10 protein-coding genes are annotated in these 17,418 nt (G+C 39.1%); all 10 read right to left on the bottom strand.

Annotated features, from left to right (window positions below):
• Nucleotides 1–137: 137 nt before the first annotated feature.
• The 10 genes from AC4MRQ_RS07600 to AC4MRQ_RS07555 all read right to left on the bottom strand — a co-directional run bounded on the left by AC4MRQ_RS07600 (nt 138) and on the right by AC4MRQ_RS07555 (nt 17,310).
• Nucleotides 138–2,423: an FAD-dependent oxidoreductase gene (locus tag AC4MRQ_RS07600; protein ID WP_491197062.1), complete on the bottom strand. Its 2,286-nt coding sequence runs from the start codon at nt 2,421–2,423 to the stop codon at nt 138–140.
• Nucleotide 2,424: 1 nt separating this feature from the next.
• Complete coding sequence (locus AC4MRQ_RS07595; RefSeq protein WP_491197061.1) at nt 2,425–4,074, bottom strand: sodium:solute symporter family protein; 1,650 nt, start codon at nt 4,072–4,074, stop codon at nt 2,425–2,427.
• Nucleotide 4,075: 1 nt separating this feature from the next.
• Complete coding sequence (locus AC4MRQ_RS07590) at nt 4,076–6,265, bottom strand: TIM-barrel domain-containing protein (protein ID WP_491197060.1); 2,190 nt, start codon at nt 6,263–6,265, stop codon at nt 4,076–4,078.
• Nucleotides 6,266–6,267: 2 nt separating this feature from the next.
• Nucleotides 6,268–7,374 (bottom strand): glycoside hydrolase family protein, encoded by a 1,107-nt coding sequence (locus AC4MRQ_RS07585; RefSeq protein ID WP_491197059.1) that lies wholly within the window; start codon nt 7,372–7,374, stop codon nt 6,268–6,270.
• A gap of 7 nt (nt 7,375–7,381) precedes the next feature.
• Nucleotides 7,382–8,872: a sulfatase family protein gene (locus AC4MRQ_RS07580; protein ID WP_491197058.1), complete on the bottom strand. Its 1,491-nt coding sequence runs from the start codon at nt 8,870–8,872 to the stop codon at nt 7,382–7,384.
• A 3-nt stretch (nt 8,873–8,875) separates the two neighbouring features.
• Complete coding sequence (locus AC4MRQ_RS07575; protein WP_491197057.1) at nt 8,876–9,841, bottom strand: family 43 glycosylhydrolase; 966 nt, start codon at nt 9,839–9,841, stop codon at nt 8,876–8,878.
• 21 nt (nt 9,842–9,862) lie between these two features.
• Nucleotides 9,863–11,164, bottom strand: coding sequence for a glycosyl hydrolase family 28 protein (locus AC4MRQ_RS07570; RefSeq protein WP_491197056.1), 1,302 nt, complete (start codon nt 11,162–11,164; stop codon nt 9,863–9,865).
• 53 nt (nt 11,165–11,217) lie between these two features.
• A complete protein-coding gene (locus AC4MRQ_RS07565) occupies nt 11,218–12,327 on the bottom strand; it encodes a glycoside hydrolase family 43 protein (protein ID WP_491197055.1) in 1,110 nt (369 codons plus the stop codon).
• A 161-nt stretch (nt 12,328–12,488) separates the two neighbouring features.
• A complete protein-coding gene (locus AC4MRQ_RS07560; RefSeq protein WP_491197054.1) occupies nt 12,489–14,279 on the bottom strand; it encodes a RagB/SusD family nutrient uptake outer membrane protein in 1,791 nt (596 codons plus the stop codon).
• A 10-nt stretch (nt 14,280–14,289) separates the two neighbouring features.
• Complete coding sequence (locus tag AC4MRQ_RS07555) at nt 14,290–17,310, bottom strand: SusC/RagA family TonB-linked outer membrane protein (protein WP_491197053.1); 3,021 nt, start codon at nt 17,308–17,310, stop codon at nt 14,290–14,292.
• Between the last annotated feature and the right edge of the window lie 108 nt (nt 17,311–17,418).

Raw genomic sequence — 17,418 nt, 5'->3', positions numbered from 1 at the left:
AAATTTCTACCTAAAAAGTTGAATGATCTTTCACCTAGTAGTAACCAAAGAATTTTTGGTCCTATGACAGAAGTTATCACTATTATTCAGGGAATAAGACAGCATAGATATCTGATACACATGTTTGAATAATTTAGTTAACTAACAACAACTTTGAAAAGAGAAACAGGCACATTGGGAAGCTTCTTTGCAAAAACCACTTTCAATGCATTGGTTGTAACTGGTTTTTCGAGAACAATCTCATTTATCGCCTGATAGTTTCCTTTCTTTTCATACAGCAACTGACCGTTTTCATCATAAATTTCGTAGTCGGCTACAACAAATGGAATCTCCGATTCGGGATGTTCCAGTAAATTACATTCCAATGCATGGTCAAAGTCTGGATCAAAAAACAGCTGTAGCTTTGAAATAGTCTTTTCCGAATTCCATTTCAGTTTTAATTCCGGATGTTCATCTGACCAATCAGCCACCCAGGCATTTGTTCTCCCTTCGGATGTTGGGCGAATTTCGCCATTGCATACTTGGTTCAAATTAAAGCTATCTAATGCAGGCTCTATCTTCATCGCCAGATTTTTACCCGCCGGACGGCGTTCAGGTGTCCAGAACTCAAAAGCATCTAATCCTAAAACCGGATCAGGCTCTTGCTTGCCAAAGTTAGATACTGCCGGATTTATCTTATTCTGCACTGTTAGAGTGCCTGTGATTCGCCGCTCACTAAGTGCCACTTCAACTGCTTCATTTTTTATTAAAGCCAGATAGACGTAAGCATCTGCTTCCAACTGGAAATCTGTATTTATTTTAATCTCATGCTCCCCTTTATCCAGCTTAAAATCCAACTCCTGCAAACTCTTGTCAGGCGTAAAGTGTTTGGCTGAACTGCTGGTTAATAAAGCAACTGAAAGCTTACAAGTTTCGAGAGAACGAACCTTTAGTTTAAATTGATAATTAGTGTTGGCTGATAACGGTAATAACTGGGCTGTGCTAAATTTCAATTTTTGCCATTCGCCATTCGAAACAAGTTCTTGCAGATGCAACTCTGATGAGGCGTTGATAGATGCTTCTTTAACCAAGTCATCCGGATCGTTCCAATCCAAACGTGGGATACTCTGCCCGTTCTTATTTAGAGCCAACTGAAGCTGGCCAATATTTTGTTTCTGTCCTAACTCTCGATTTGTAAAACCACTATTCAGACATAAAGCTGCAGCCATACCTACAGCCTGGCCTCCTAAGGCACAAGTGAGCATAATTCTTGATGATCCGAAAGCGACATGAGAGGCACTGATTATCCTTCCAGCCAGGAACAGATTGTTGATATCTTTACTGTAGTAGCAACGGTAAGGTATTGAATAAACTCCCTTACCATGCCATTGCGAACATGAGTTGTGCTTACTATAAATACCATCTGCCGGATGTAAGTCCATAGCCCAACCGCCGTAAACCACCCGATCGTAATGATCACGTTGCTCTACAATATCCCTTTGGTTAAGCATATAGTCACCCTCAAACCTTCGGCTTTCTCTTTTGCCGGGAATTGTTCCAACCCATTCCAAGGTTAGATTTTCAGCCTCTGGATATTCACCACTGTTTTTCACATAGTCCCAAATGCCGTAAACGACCTTCCATAATTCCATCTTAATATCTTCAGACTGATAGATGGTGTTGAGGCGCCCGCCATATTCAACCCACCAAAGTCGGCACCCGTGCTGATTAAATTGGTAATTCTTAATGCGTGGCAACTCAGCAGCATTTTTAATTGCAAAGGATGGTGCTTTATAGCTGACCGGTCTTCCTGTGTCTTTGGTGTAGAAATATAACGAATGACCTAGTAAATCGCCGTAATCCTCAATATTAGGCGCAAAACCTTCATCAAACTCATCCTTCTTCTCTGCTCCCATTCTGAAAGATGCACCAGCCATAAAACTAACAATTCCATCTCCTGATGCATCGCAAAAGTATGGTGCAGACACTTTGTATGTGGTCGAATTTTGGCTACAGAAAGCCAGTAGGTTTTTAATTTTAGTATCTGATTCTTTCTCTACTTCGTATACTGCTGTATTCAACAAAAGCTGAATATTTTCCTCTTCCAGCACCTTTTCTAATAAGATGGTATCAAATATTAATGCATTGCCTTCTTTATTTCGTTTAAGGTTCTCCAGTAAAATCTCATTAATCAAACCACTCTCTCGCGACCAACGGTTATTGTTGCCCATGTGCGATGTGGCACCCAAAGCCCACAAACGAACTTCACTTGATGCGTTTCCACCCAACACCGGCCGATCTTGTACCAATACTACTTTTAAGCCCTGACGAGCTGCTACAATGGCTGCACATACTCCTGAAAGACCACCTCCCGCAACAGCCAGGTCAACCTTATAATGAATGATTTTATTTTGTCTCGACTTTTCTGTTCCTTCTTTAATCATCTTAATTGAATTTGAGTTTTATGTTAGGGTGAATTATAACTGCAAGTGCAACCACCATAATACCAACCGACATTACTAAAACCTTTGAGCTTACCGATAAAAACCCAAGGGTAACGATCAGAGCTCCTACAATGCCCAGTGTGATGGATAACACCTTTAATCCGTATTCATTCTGAGCAGATGTTTGTGTTTCAACAACTTCTTCAGAAAGATCATTCTTGTAATCTAGATAGTCCTCTGAAATAGCATTTTTATAACAGGCATATATTTCGTAAGCCAATAACAAGCCTAAAGGCAGAAGTGCCCCCAGCAGCATTTCACTGGCACGACTTAAGGCAGCTCCCATGATCGGTTCTGCTAAGAATTTTACTCCTACATTTATAATAAGACTAATACTTGTAATCCAAAGGATGGATTTACCACTGTGGCATTTCGAAAAAATGGCCCATATCGGTGGTCCGTATAAAGAACAACCTGTAACTGCACCCACGCTTAATACAACGTTTACAATGCCACCTGCGGCCGTTACTATTAAAGCAACTGCAATGGTAGCCAAACCAAATATCAAGGTGGAGAGTTTTGCTACTTTCATGGTTGAATTAATCGTAGCTTTGGGTCGCAACACCTTGTAAATATCATTGGTAATGACTGATGCTGCCAGATTTAAAGTTGTATTGACTGAACTGGCTGTGGCGAATATCATACCCCCCAACATCAGGCCAAGCATCCCTTTTGGCAGAACTTGTTTACAGGCCAGCAAATATGCCCCTTCCTTCTCCAGGCCGCTCAATTCAGGATTTATCACGCGATAGATCATCGGTGGAAGCATCCAGATAAGCGGACTTAGTAAATACAGCCAGGCAAAAGATAATCCTACCTTTTTGGCTGCTTTTACCGAACCAACGCTTGTGTAACGCTGAACATAGGCCCAGTTGCCTCCAATAAATATTGTGTTATAAATCGCAAAGGCAATGATGAACCACAGACTGTATTCACCACCGGTGATATTAAAGAAATCGCTCGGGGCCTTTTCTACAAAAGAAGACAAACCTCCTACGTTATCAACCGACAAAATGACTACAATTACTACGGCAGCCGTTAAAATCACAAACTGAAGCACGTCGGTAATAATAACAGCCCATAGACCACCAACAACGGTATACAGTAGAATCAAAAGTCCCAGAACAATCACGCAGGCTTCTATTGAAAAACCTGTTGATACATTAACAATTTTGGCGACCGGATATAAAAATGCGCCTGTATAGGCCAATGATAAAACCAGAATCAAATATGTATAGAACTTTTGTGTGCGATCTCCCAGGCGTTTGCGCACAAACTCGGCCGCTGTTAAACTCTGTGTTCGTTTCCATCCGGGTGCAATATAATAGGCCACCACGAATCCTCCAAGACACATGGTTAACTGAATGGTTACCGCAACAAAACCCAGTTCATAGGCAATTGATCCCCAAACCACAAAAGTTCCGGCTGAGAAAAAGCTCATAAAAAGCGACAATCCACTAATGGACCAAGGAACAGATCCTCCTGCCGCAAAGTATGACTTCATATCAGAACCCCGTTTGCGAAACGATAATCCGGCCAATACAATTAGTATTGAAAAAAGAATGATTACTGAATAATCTATAATGTCCATCTTACTTCAATTTATAACTATGTCCCTCTACAACATCAAATTCAATATATCCTTCACCTTTGGTTTTTACGATATCTTTTCCAGATGTTAAGTCAACTACTCTAATATTTAATAAATCTTCTTTGGCTACTTCAATTGTGTACTTAGTACCTTCGTTTAAGGTATAAAAATCAGCTTTGGCTTTCTTTTCAACTTCATAAACTCTGGCAATTAGATCATCTGAATCTATTTTTCGGAGTAAAACAATGCCGTTCCCTCCAACAAAGCACGGTGTTTGATCTACCGGTATTTTGTAATCATTTAAGGTAATTGGACCTACATATTTTTCTCCACTTTCCCAGTCATACCAAATGCCCTCTGGCAAATAAATATCTTTTTGTTCTACGTTAGGTTGCTTTAATATTGGCGTAGCTAATATAGATTCTCCTATCATCCATTGATAATTCTGAAAATCTACAGCTAAAGCATCATCAGAAAAAGCAATACTCATAGGCGTCAATGTATATGGGTAACCGCTTTTATAAGTTTTCATTCCGGCACTATACATATAAGGCACCAACTGATAGTGGTAGTCTATAGCTTTTTTGAAAATTGTCTGTTCCTTCTGTGACCATTTGTCGGGTGATGCACCAACTGCAATACCGGCAGTAAGTGACAACATCCATGTATGCCGTAAGTTTGCCACCACATCTTTTACATTGTGCATATTGTGGATGCCTGCCACATCTGAATACACATTGGGGAATCCACAAGCAGCATATTGAAAGTAATTTATTGGCGTACGTTGTTTCATTGACCACACACCTGTATCATTAATTCTTAATAAGGTTCCCGGTGCCGATATTTCTCCGCAGCGAGCCATTACATTCCCTCCTTCTTTGGCTATTTGAGCAATTGGTTTGTTAAAGATGGATGTCTCCTCCTCTAAGTCCATCATGGTATCTTCTTTTATACCATCAACATCCCACTTAGCATATTGCTTTTGATACCATTCTGCAGCCCCCGGAACGTTACCATCCAGCATATAACACGGTACAATCGGGAAAACAGTCGACGTAATTTTGAATGGTTGTCCACTGGCATCCATCATTAAAAACTGCTTTGCCAACGCTTCGTCGGTAATATCATTCCCATAAAAAGAACGAACTTTCAGGTTCTTATCTCGTTTTTTTGTTTTAGGAAAATAAGGCCCACCGGAAGGAATAAAATTGGTTCGTAAGCCAATCATCCAGCAGATATCATTTTGATGCATCCACTGTTTAAATCCTTTTGGATCTGAGAATTTCTTGCCAAAGCGACCAAAACTGGTCGTTGTTCCGCCCTCATCCCAAAAACCGGATCCTGTTACTGCCCATTTTATAGGATATCCTTCTTTCTTATACTTTTCCAATATTTCTTTAACGGTATGTTGATTGGTATTCCAGCCCAAAGCATCCCATGATTCCCAGCCTAATTCAAATAATCTTGATTTGGGTTTGATATCTTCATAACCGTTCTCATTTCTTACTTTTTTATAGTTGGCATAGATTTGCTTGTTACTACCTGTGAAAAAATAAAAAGTTGATTGACCTTTAATCTCCGTATTTAACTGATACGTATTTTCAGAAAGAATTACGCTTTTCTTACCACGATCAAAAAAAGCACCGGCAAAGTTATTTTTTGGGAAAATAGTAAACGTACTTAACCAACGTTTTCCGCCGCCGTCATTTTCGATCTTAAATTCCTTTTCTTCTGCACCAGCTAAATCAAAAGATTTATTCCAACCTCCTGCATCACCCAATCCGTGTGCAACAGGCATACCTCCAAAACGAAGTGAAACTTTGCTTTTACCGTCACTTTTAGGTTCAACTGAAACCGTTGCCATCCCATCCTCAAAAGTGATTTCAACTTTTGCCTGTTGTTCATTAGAAGTAGTAGCAGTAAGTAAAATTTCGTTATCTCTATTTGAAAGCACTTTTGTATTTATAACCGGCTGATCGTTAATAAACAATCCAGAAACCATATCTCCCGGCACAATAATACCTTCCTTCTTTTCCTCAATATGCAATTGCATGTTGGCAGTGTTCACTACCAGTGTATGAGAATCACTTTTTAAGAGTAATTTATCTTTATCGTAATTTGAGCATGAATTGACGAATGTAGAAATTGCCAAAAACACTAAAATTAAACCTCTGCCTACAATTTTATTCATGATTATTTATTCTGGTTTGTACTATTTATATTGAGTGGTATGTGGATGTTAAATGATTTAGCCGGAAATTCACCCGGCTTTCCAGAAGCGCAGTACAACATAATTGGCTGTCCTTTTTCAAACAAAATCTGAGCTCTTTCCAACTTGGCCAACTTTTCTCTTGTACCATCCTGCCACACCACTTCCAGTTTCGATGCTAGGGGATTAGCAGAAGGTTTCCAATGAAGACCATCCTTTGATTCAAAAAAGGCTAACGAAACTCCTGCTTTTGTAAAAGCTCCATGCATATCTTTTACAATTGCATAATAAAGGTCACAGCTTTCCTGGTACCACACAAAAGTATCTTCAGCCGGAAACATTTCGCCCTCTTTGTAGAATATCCTTTGATTAATCTTTTTGACAGGACCTGTTGGAGATTCTGCAATTGCAGCCAGATGAGTTAGCGGACCACCAAAAGGCATTGGTTTATGCTTAGCAACAGCTTTGTAAACAACTAAAAACTTACCATCACGCATTTGCGTTACCGATGGATTACTGGTCATCAAAGCATCCCAGGCATTTTCTTCTTCTGACACATCCACAAAAGGTTGCTCATTTCGATTCCAGGGGCCATTGGGTGAATCAGCCCATGCCACTCCTATTCGCTGATTGTTGCGGTGTGAGAAATTCAGATCTTGCATAGCTACACCATCGCCCGTATTGCCCATGTAATAGAGGTAATATTTTCCATCAAATTCCTTGATGGTAGGGTTATGAGTGCATAAGCCATCCCAATATTCTGCTCCACGTGCCGGTAATGCTACATCTTTAAATTTAAATGGTCCTTCTGGTTTTTCTGAAACTGCATGGGCTATCTCTGAATGTGTTACCCATCCACTAAAATAGGTATCCTGCTTCCAACGTGAATAAAACATGTGGTAATGGCCATCATTTCCTTTAACAACAGAACCACCCCAAACATAATAGCCATCCTCCTCAAGGATTGAGCTCTTCGAAGCCGGTTGAATTAATGTTGAGAAATCACTTATTGGTTCATTCTGTTTTTTGTAATTGCAGCTAAAAAAGACTGTAACCAAAAGAGCAATAACTATTAATTTTAGATATTTCATCAGGTATTTATTTTATACCAGTTAGTTTCTTTACTTCATACTCTTTCCCCACACCAAAATTGCGTGTTCCCGGAGGGTCGCCCCAAATACCTTTTTGGGGTTTCTCTTCTGAGTAAGGACGTTGGTACCAGTCAGGCACTTCATTTTCCGAAATTTTATCGCCTGTAAGTTTTTGCCACTTTCGAAACACTTTCCGAAGCTCTTTTAATTTTGCTGCATATTCTGGATTTGTTGCAAGATTCTGCGTTTGATGAACATCGCTTTTATAATGATACAGTTCTTCCTCATCGCGTGGAAAACGGAAAGGGTCTTTTTGCAAATCTGTCAACTCCCCGGCATCATTTAATTTAATCATTTCAGCTACAAATGCCTTATTTCCAATTCCGCTTCTTTCGGGGTGGCCATTCCAGATATAAACAAAACCATCGGTATCGCGCACCGAACGATAATGACTTGAATAGCCATGCCAGTTCTGTTCGGAAAAAATGTATTTGTTAAGGTCAGGGGAATCTGCATCCAACCAGTTTTTGAGAACCGAACGTCCCTGAAAGGTATAATCTTCTGATTCCAACCCTGCCGACTCAACAAATGTCGGGGCTAGATCAATAGCACTTATCAATTGATCTCCGATTTGCTTTTCTTTAATCTGTGCCGGCCAGCTGACCAGTAAAGGTGTTTTCATTCCCGCATCATAAATGTAAGCTTTCGAACGCCAGAAACCACGACCGTTATCCGAAATAAACACAATAATTGTATTCTCGTAAACACCCTGCTCTTTCAGCTTTTCAACAACATTTCCGATGTGAGAATCCATACGATAAATTTCGTCATAATATTTGGCAAGCTGTCCGCGCATGTATTTCGTATCGGGAATATATGGAGGGACCATAACATCATCAGGAGAATGTACCTTGGGCGCAGTCCACGGATCGTGCGGGTCGTGAGCAGCAAACCACATAAAAAAAGGCTTGTCTTTTGGACGATCTTCCAGCACCTGTACCCAGTTACCGCAACCGGACTGACCTCCATCATTATCGGTGTGGTGAAATCCGTTTTTAACCGGTCCGCTTGCATTTGCCCAGTGATATCCAATGTGCCATTTACCACTTTGTGCAGTATAATAGCCTGCTTTTTGTAATACTTCCGGCAAATAATCTATACCATCAAAAAACTGGGAAAAGGGGACATTGTATTGCGGTAAGGCCCCGGTAGCCAGGTCAGTTTGTCCGTTTGATACCGGCCAGCGACCTGTAGCTATACTTGCCCGGCTGGGACTACAATTGGCTGCAGTCAGGTAAGCATTGGTAAACGTTATTCCGGCATCCGCCAATTTTTGCAAGTTAGGCGTTTTAATACCTTTGTTTCCGTAACAACTAATATCATCACTGCTTAAATCATCAGCAATAATCAGAAGGATATTGGGGCGTTCGTTCACATTGTCTTGAGCCACAAGGCATAACAAAAAACAAAAAAGCAATATAGATATCAGTTGCTTCATATCTTATTTCTTTAAACCATCTTTCCAGTACAATGGTGCCATCCTAAAATTGCGGCACTGACGCCCGGTTGATAAGGTCATATACCATTGACCATCTAAGTCCTGCACCAGTTCGGCCGCATGCCATGGATTAACCCGTTGTATATGATCTTTTGCGTCCCATTTATAAGGTGTTTTACTTCTAAACACATCTTCTCCGCCAATTTCCCAAGGGCGAGCCGACAAGAACAGGTAATAGTATTTACCTCTTTTAACAACAAACGGAGATTCCACAGCAGGTGATGTTGTACGCTCATCAAAGCAAATCTCCATTTCTGTCCAATTCCTTAGATCTTTACTTGTGCTATATCCAACCACCCAATGTTTGTCATCTTTCATGGCACTGTAATACATGATCCACTGTTCTTTATCTTCATCCCAAAATACCATAGGATCTTTATTTTTCAGATTTTCTGAGTATTCATTTTTTTGTGCCAGAATAGGCTTTTCCGATTTTGTCCAGTTGTACAAATCCAATGATACCACATGATGTAATTCTCTAGGTACACCAATCTGCGTATAAAACATATGGTAAACACCATGGTGAAAAATAATGTGTGGTGCCCAAATAGCAGATCCATCCGTTCTAAAATCCTTCTCTCGTTTCCAGCCCCTTTGTGATAATGAATCAGCTGTTAAGTGTATAAAAACTCTGGAATCTTGTGGTATTCCATATAAATGCCACTTTTTTTCATCTGGATTGTATATAATGGAATGATCATTAAGATAGGGTATTTCATGGGCTGTAAAAATCTCACCCAACTCAAACAATTCCGTTCCGATGGTATACCTGTCCTCCATGCAAATATCACAGGAGTCTATTGTATACTGGGTTATTTCTTCAAGTGTTTTTTGATTTTGAGCATGACTGCTAAAACACATATAAAACAGTGATAGGTGAAATAATATCGACAAATTCTTCTTTCTCATCTTAATAAAAATTGATTCTTCCTATTGAACGGTTATATCTTCGACAAAGTCGTTTGTTTTAATCAATTGTAATCGTGTCACTTTCGTCCCATCATTGAAACAATCGTTAAAATTCACATTCTGAATCATATGGTTTTCATCATAACCTTCAAGAATGATGTTACCTCCGTTTGCAATCACATTATTAAAGTATAATCCATCAAAATGCCCCCTTTCATCCCGGAAACCATTATTATTACTATAGCCTGTTTTTTCGATGCGTATTTCAATCGGACGAGAAGGTTTGTGGATATAAAAATTTTCAAATCTGATATTTTTACATTGAGCCCAATCTGAATGATCGCTTCTAATGGCTGCATTTACATGACTAATTACTTCAATATTTCGAAAAGTAATATCCTCAAATAACTGGGTTTCCATGGAAGCTCCAATTCTCAATCCATTACCTGCATAGGCATTAAAAATTATGCAATTCTCAGCTATACAGTTGCGCGTTGGCGGCTCTCCATTAGCTTTGGCATCTAAAGCGTGCCAGCCAAAACCATCATCACCACAGCCAATCCAGCAGTTACTTGCTTTGAAATTGGTAACTCCATCAATATCAATTCCATCATTGTTTTCGCCAAAACTCATCAGGTTCAGATTGCTTACATTTACATCGTTACAAAGCAGGAATAATGTTTGCCACCAAATACCAGAACGAATTCCAATCCCCTCAACAATTATATTTTCTGAATGACGAAACTCGATGGCGCATATTCGCTCCTTTTTACTTGTGTAACCTCTTGCATCAATGATACCACGACCTTTAACTATAACATTTTTCACTCCATCGGCAAATATCCGACCTTTCACATAAGCTCCCTGTTCGAGGTAAATACATTGATTACTTTTAGGCGTAATAACTCCCGCATTATGAACCCCTTTTTTAAAGTATATCACATTATCATCTTCAGGAGACGGAATAATTTGCTCTGGTGGTGACTGAAACAGACATAACGGTTTGTAGTTGTTTACTTTGAGCATCATCATAACAGGCTTATGAATTTGTAATATTAAGCGGTTACCGGAAAGTATTACGCTATCCTGATAGTGATGCGGATAAATTTCAAAATCGTTTATATGCTCTTTACAATAAACTTCAATATTTGTTAGTTGGGTTACTGTAAACTGTGTTGTATGGAAAATCTGATTTCCAAAACATGTTTCTTCCGCAACAAAAACTGGTTGTTTATTGACGGTCACTTTAAACTTATCACTTTCTTTGAGCCCTTCGTAACGAACAAAAATATTTTGCTCCTCAGGCTTACAAGTAACAAGCAAAATCGCAATAACAATCAGTGCTAATATTTTTAATCTTTCCCTTTTGATAATTTTCAGTATTTAATGGTTTGCAAGGTATGTGATGGTTCTTTCCTCATGATTTCACCATTCACATTAAAATTCAGTGGATCAATCACTAAAAACGGAGTTGCATTATCCTTTTTTTGCCCATGGCATGATAACCACAAGCGTCCATCCGGCCCGGTGAATATTTCATTATGCCCCACTGCATAAAAAGGATTTTCAGGGTTTCCGGTGTACTCAAAACCTTTTTGTTCACACAAGTCCTTACTGGTGGCTCCGTAAATTGGGTTGTTATCTGCTTTTTTCCAGGGACCGTTAATACTGTTTGCTGTAGCATAGCCAATTTCATAACCTCTGGTCCAACTCGAGTAGAATAAATAATAGGTATCTTCTCGCTTTATAACGTAAGCTCCTTCAAATCCTTGCGAATCCCATTCATAAAAAGTTTTTATCACCTTCTCATTTCGTCCATACCGGAATACTGTCTTTACGTTCCCATCTTCATCGGTTTCATAATCCACCTTACCCGTTTTTATAGCCTCCACTGGTTCTGATAAAAACTTTCCCTTATCCAAGTCAATCTCGGCTGATCCCATCCAGAAACTACCATCGTTATTGACAGTATGCCAAAATGCATAAACCTTACCATCATCATCTTTAAATAAGGTCATATCATTTCCACGGGCTAGTGGTTTATCTTCGGTTACTACTTTATAAGGTCCTTCAATTTGATCGGCAGCAGCGTAACCAAAATGCTGCCAGTCGTATCCCAAACTAGCATTACGACAATTGAAGAGTGCATAGTACTTGTTATTAATTTTATGTATTTCAGGTGCCCAAAATGCCTGGTGATACCATTTTTCCGGACCAGGATTTGTTACTATAAATTTAACAAACTCCCATTCGATTAAATCGTTTGATTTATATAGTGGGACACCAGGATGAGTTTGTTCACCCAGCCAATGTGGATGAGCAGTACCAGTTAAATACCAATTATCTCCATCACGTAATACCTGACAATCTCTTAGGCCTTTAATATCAATTCCTCTTGATATGGGATTTTGATACGTAAACTCCTTCTCAACAGGTAAGCGACAAGCTAATAATAAAGTCAGTATAGTGAAAAAGATTAGTTTCATTGGTAATAAAATTATATTTCTGCTGGAACTTATAAAATCCAGTCCCCTGTTAATTATCTCTATAAGTTAGCATAGATGAATGATAAAATCTCCATCTATATCAAACAATAAAAGCGTTGGATTGATATTAAATATCAATCCAACACCTTTCTAATAATTATTTAATAACCATCGTTTTGTGTTAAAACAAAACCATTGGCCTCATACAAGTCTATTTCTTCCTGCGGAATTGGTAATAAATAATCACGTGGAGCAGTAAAATTTCGATCTACTGCATTTGTCCAGTTACCAAATAATCTTGTATCATACCCTGTTGGGTCAACTGTTCCATCACTCATTAATAAACTTCTCCAATCATCATACTGAGATTTACCTGATTCTGCATAGTGAGTTACACCATCATCATCAATTGTTGGAATATAAGAGTGTGTTTCCAGATTCATTGGGCGTCCGATTAATGCTTCACCTCGCATACTTTCCAATATACCCCATCTTAAGCCATCGGTATATCGATGCCCTTCATTAGCTAACTCAACTCTTCTTTCAATTCTTAAGATTTTGCGCATACTCGCCTGATCTGAAACTGAAATCATTGGATAACCCGGACCATAAGCCCGTTCTCTCAGCATATTTAATGCATCTGCTGCTGCCTGCAAATCTCCGTTATTTTCGATCTCAGCTTCAGCTTTTATTAAATAAACTTCTCCTAAGCGCAATACAATCCAATCAATATAAGTTGCGGTTTTTCCATCGGCCATTGATGCTTCATCAACATATTTCTTCCATAGATATCCGGTTAAACATGCCGGCCATGATGCACTGCGACAATTTCTATTGCTAATTTGAGTTGGTGTATTACCTCGATAATCAGTTACTGTCAGGCTATCGCGGTGAGATTCATAAACAATTCCACCCCAAATATCCTGTGGCATTACCACTGATGCTCGCAGACGCGGATCCCGATTCTCCCATGGGTTGGTCGGATCGTAAGCCGGATCATCAGTTATTGATAAACCATTAATGGTTGGATAAGCATCAATCAGATTTTGTGTTGGAGCCGTTTGACTAAAGTGTCCAAAACGTGATCCCATTCGTAAGTTGAAATAAGTAAAAACATTGGCATCTTCATTATAAGGTTTATGCAACAGTACTTCTCCTGCACCTTCTCCGGATAATTGAAACAACTCCGCATAATCTGAATGCAAAGCAATTCCCTGGCTAACAGCGGCATCTAAGGCATTATCTGCAGCAGTAATGGCTTCACCATATTCTTTAGCAAACAGTGCTATCCTGGCCTTAAGTGCGTAAACTGTTGTTAATGTTATTCGTTCTTGTGAACCTGTCAGAGTAGCATCAATCAGTGTTGCCGCATCATCTAAATCAGACATTATATTTTCAATAATTTCAGCTTTAGGTGTGCGTGGTATAAAACCATCGGTAGGGCTTTGAGGCATAAAATCCATATATGGTACGTCTCCAAACAGTTGTACTAAAACAGAATAAAAATATGCCCGCATGGTTAACGCCTGTGCTTTAAAGTCGTTAAATTGCTCAGGACTCATCGTTTCCTCAGCTTTGTTCATATTTTCCAGCATATTGTTACACCTCGTAATGGAGGTATAGTAAGCTGAATATATACCGCCAAAACCAGAGCCCGGATCGTGCTGACTGTTGCTTAATAATCTAAAACCATACTGTTCATCAGTTATTCGATACAACCCATTATCGGTTAACCATGTATCCATCAACATAAACATTGGTAATCCTTCTGGTGCTACTGATACAACCCGGCCGTAAATGGCATTAATAGCGAGCTGTAATTCGTCAGCACTTGCAAAAAAAGTTGAACTGGATGATCCATCGATCGGATCAATATCCAGATATTTATCCTCACACGATACAATACCTGCAGATATGCTCAAAATTAAAATATAGTATATTATCCTTTTCATGTCTTCTCAATTAAAATGATGCACTTATACCAAATGTGTATGACTTAACCAGCGGATAATTACCTCCGGTAGATCCATTAGGCACTGTTGGATCGATACCCTGTGGCATATTATCGAATGTCAGTAAATTTTGACCGCTTACGTAAACTCTTAGATTGGATATGCTTATACGATTTACCAATTCATTTGGCAAAGTATAACCTATTGTCAGATTACGTAACCTTAAGTAACTGGCGTTGTAAACATAGGTTGAACTAACACGGTTGTTATTACTACTGGTTCCCAGGCGAATTGCAGGATATCTGGCATCTGTATTATCTGGTCTCCAGGCTTCATCAACCATCCATTGGGCAGCATTACCTCCGTTATATAGGGGCCACACTAAATACTCTCTCAAATAAACTTCTCTTCCACCAACTCCTGCAAACGAAGCAGAGAAATCAAAATTATTATAGTCCAGATTGATATTAAACCCATAACTTAAAGATGGGAAACTGTTTCCTAATATTACCCTGTCGTCAGAGTCGACCACTCCATCTGGCTGACCGGTTAATTCCCCATTTTCGTCTCGTCCGTTAACATCTGCATATCTTAGATCCCCAACTTGTAAATCGCCAAATTGAGTTGGGGCACTATCTATTTCTTCCTGACTCTCAAAAATGCCAATTGTTTTATATCCATAAATACTATTTACAGCTTCTCCAATCCGATTTATAGAATTTCCACTAAGAATAAAGTCAACACCATTTAAATCTGTTACCTCATTGGTTAATGTAGCGAAATTACCATCTATTGAGTATTTAAGTTTACCAATCGACCCGCGATACATCAAACTAAAATCAATACCAGTATTTTTCATACTATAAACATTCGCAATCGGAGCACTCAAACCAGTTGTATAAGGAATACGTTGTGTACCCAGAAGGTCCTTAGTTCGTCTGTCGTAATATTCAATAGCACCAGATAAAGCATTTCCAAACAATCCGAAATCAAATCCAATGTTCATTGTTTCGGATTTTTCCCAGGTTATATGTTCATTGGCCAAAGTACCTTGTACTGCACCTTGTTGTATTTCACCATTAGCATAATAAGATGGACCTGTTGTAATGGTGCTGGTGTAAGGGAAATATATTTGATTCCCATTATCATCCAACAAAATCTGATTACCAAGTTGTCCCCACGAACCTCTGAACTTTAACCTTGTTAATACATCATTCTGCGGGAAAAAGTTTTCATTATGCAAGTTCCATCCTGCACTAAAAGAAGGGAATACACCCCACCTTTGACTTTCAGCAAAGCGAGATGAGCCATCCCGACGAATATTAAATGTAAATAAATACTTGTTGGCAAATTCATAGTTTATCCTTCCGAAATAGGAAATTAAACCATAATGATTTTCGCTTCCTGCATTTGTTGCAGTTGCAGGATTACCTGAATTCAGCGTGTTATTATCTACATCGTAACCATATCTTGAAGCTTCAAAGTAATCAGATTTCCAGTAAATACTTTCATAGCCTGCTAAACCTGCAATTTTATGAGAACCTATTTCCTTATTATAATTAAGGGTTGCGACAAAATTATCAGTTCTGGATTGGTAGTAGTACTTTCTCAAAGTTGATTCATTATCTGTACCAAAGCTTCTAAAATCCGGGCTTGTATCATCTGGTGATGAATACAAATCAAATTGAGGACTCCATTGTGTTAAAACTTGATCGTACTTCTCCGGAGAATAAGTAATACCTAATTTTAAATCTTTTAATGGCTCCAGTTCCAGCTGCATTCGTGCACGGAAATTATCTTTAACGTCATCATTAACACCTCCAAGCGTGACAAATGCTAATGAGTTACCACCAGTTGGCGGATTAGCCCAATTGCCATTCGAATATCTCTGTGCATAAATTGGTAATTGTCGATATGCATCACGCAGTTGTGTTCCTGATCGTGGACTAGTTTGATTGTCATTTCGATAATTTACATCTAATGCTAACATCATCCACGAAGTGATAGTAAAATCTGAGTTAATTCGCCCCTGATACCTTTTAAAACCGTAGTTAGGAATATTACCATCCTGATCCTGGTATGATAGTGAAGCATTTACTTTTGCAAAATCACTTCCTCCACTAACACTAATATTGTGATATTGCATTGCTCCATCTGCTGAAAACATAGAGTCAGCCCAATTAACATCCGGGTAATTATCCGGGTCGTTAGGATTAGCCCGGTATTCTTCAAGTAAAGCGTCATCTCCAACAAGCTCAAGATAATCAATAGCTCCCAGGAACTCAGGTACATTTGTAGGTCGCTGAAAACCCATATAACCATTATAATTGGCTGTGACCTTTCCACTGACACCACGTTTGGTTGTTACCAAAATAACACCATTAGAAGCACGACTACCATAAATGGCTGCAGCTCCGGCATCTTTGAGCACTGTGACATTTTCAATATCACCTGCGTCAACCCCATCAATATCACCCTCGATTCCATCGATCAAAATCAAAGGACTACTACTGGCATTAATAGAACCAATACCTCTAATGCGCAAAGCCGCACCATCGCTACCTGGCTGACCGGAACTTTGGATAACAGTTAGACCAGGTGCAGCACCTTGTAAAGCCTGACTCGTTTGGAAAACTGCTTGTTTGGTCAATGTTTCTGCATCAACAACTTCAACAGAACCTGTCAAGTCACTCTTTTTTTGTACGCCATAACCAACAGCGACAACTTCGTCTAATCCAATTGCGTCCTCAATAAGCGTAATATCAATACGCGATTGATCCCCGACAACTACTTCCTGAGTAGCAAAACCAATAAAAGAATAAACCAGAGTTCCCGATTCATTCTCCAATCTCAACTCATAAAATCCCTCAAGGTTGGTAATTGTACCATTCGTAGTTCCCTTTTCGACTACGTTGACACCCGGCAGAGGGTCGCCATTTATGTCAATAATGGTACCATTAATACTCTTTGTTTGTGCTCCTGCAACTGAACAAATGAGTAAAGTAAGTAATAATAAAATTTCCCTTTTCATATTAACTTAGATTAGTTATTTCGAGTCAAAATTATAGGGCATTTCACCTTTAGACTACCATTTTCCTAATTAACTTTTCGGAAACGATACCGAAAACGGTTTTATTTT

The sequence above is a fragment of the Carboxylicivirga sp. genome, from assembly GCF_982718395.1.
This window is presented reverse-complemented; position numbering and strand designations above follow the sequence as displayed.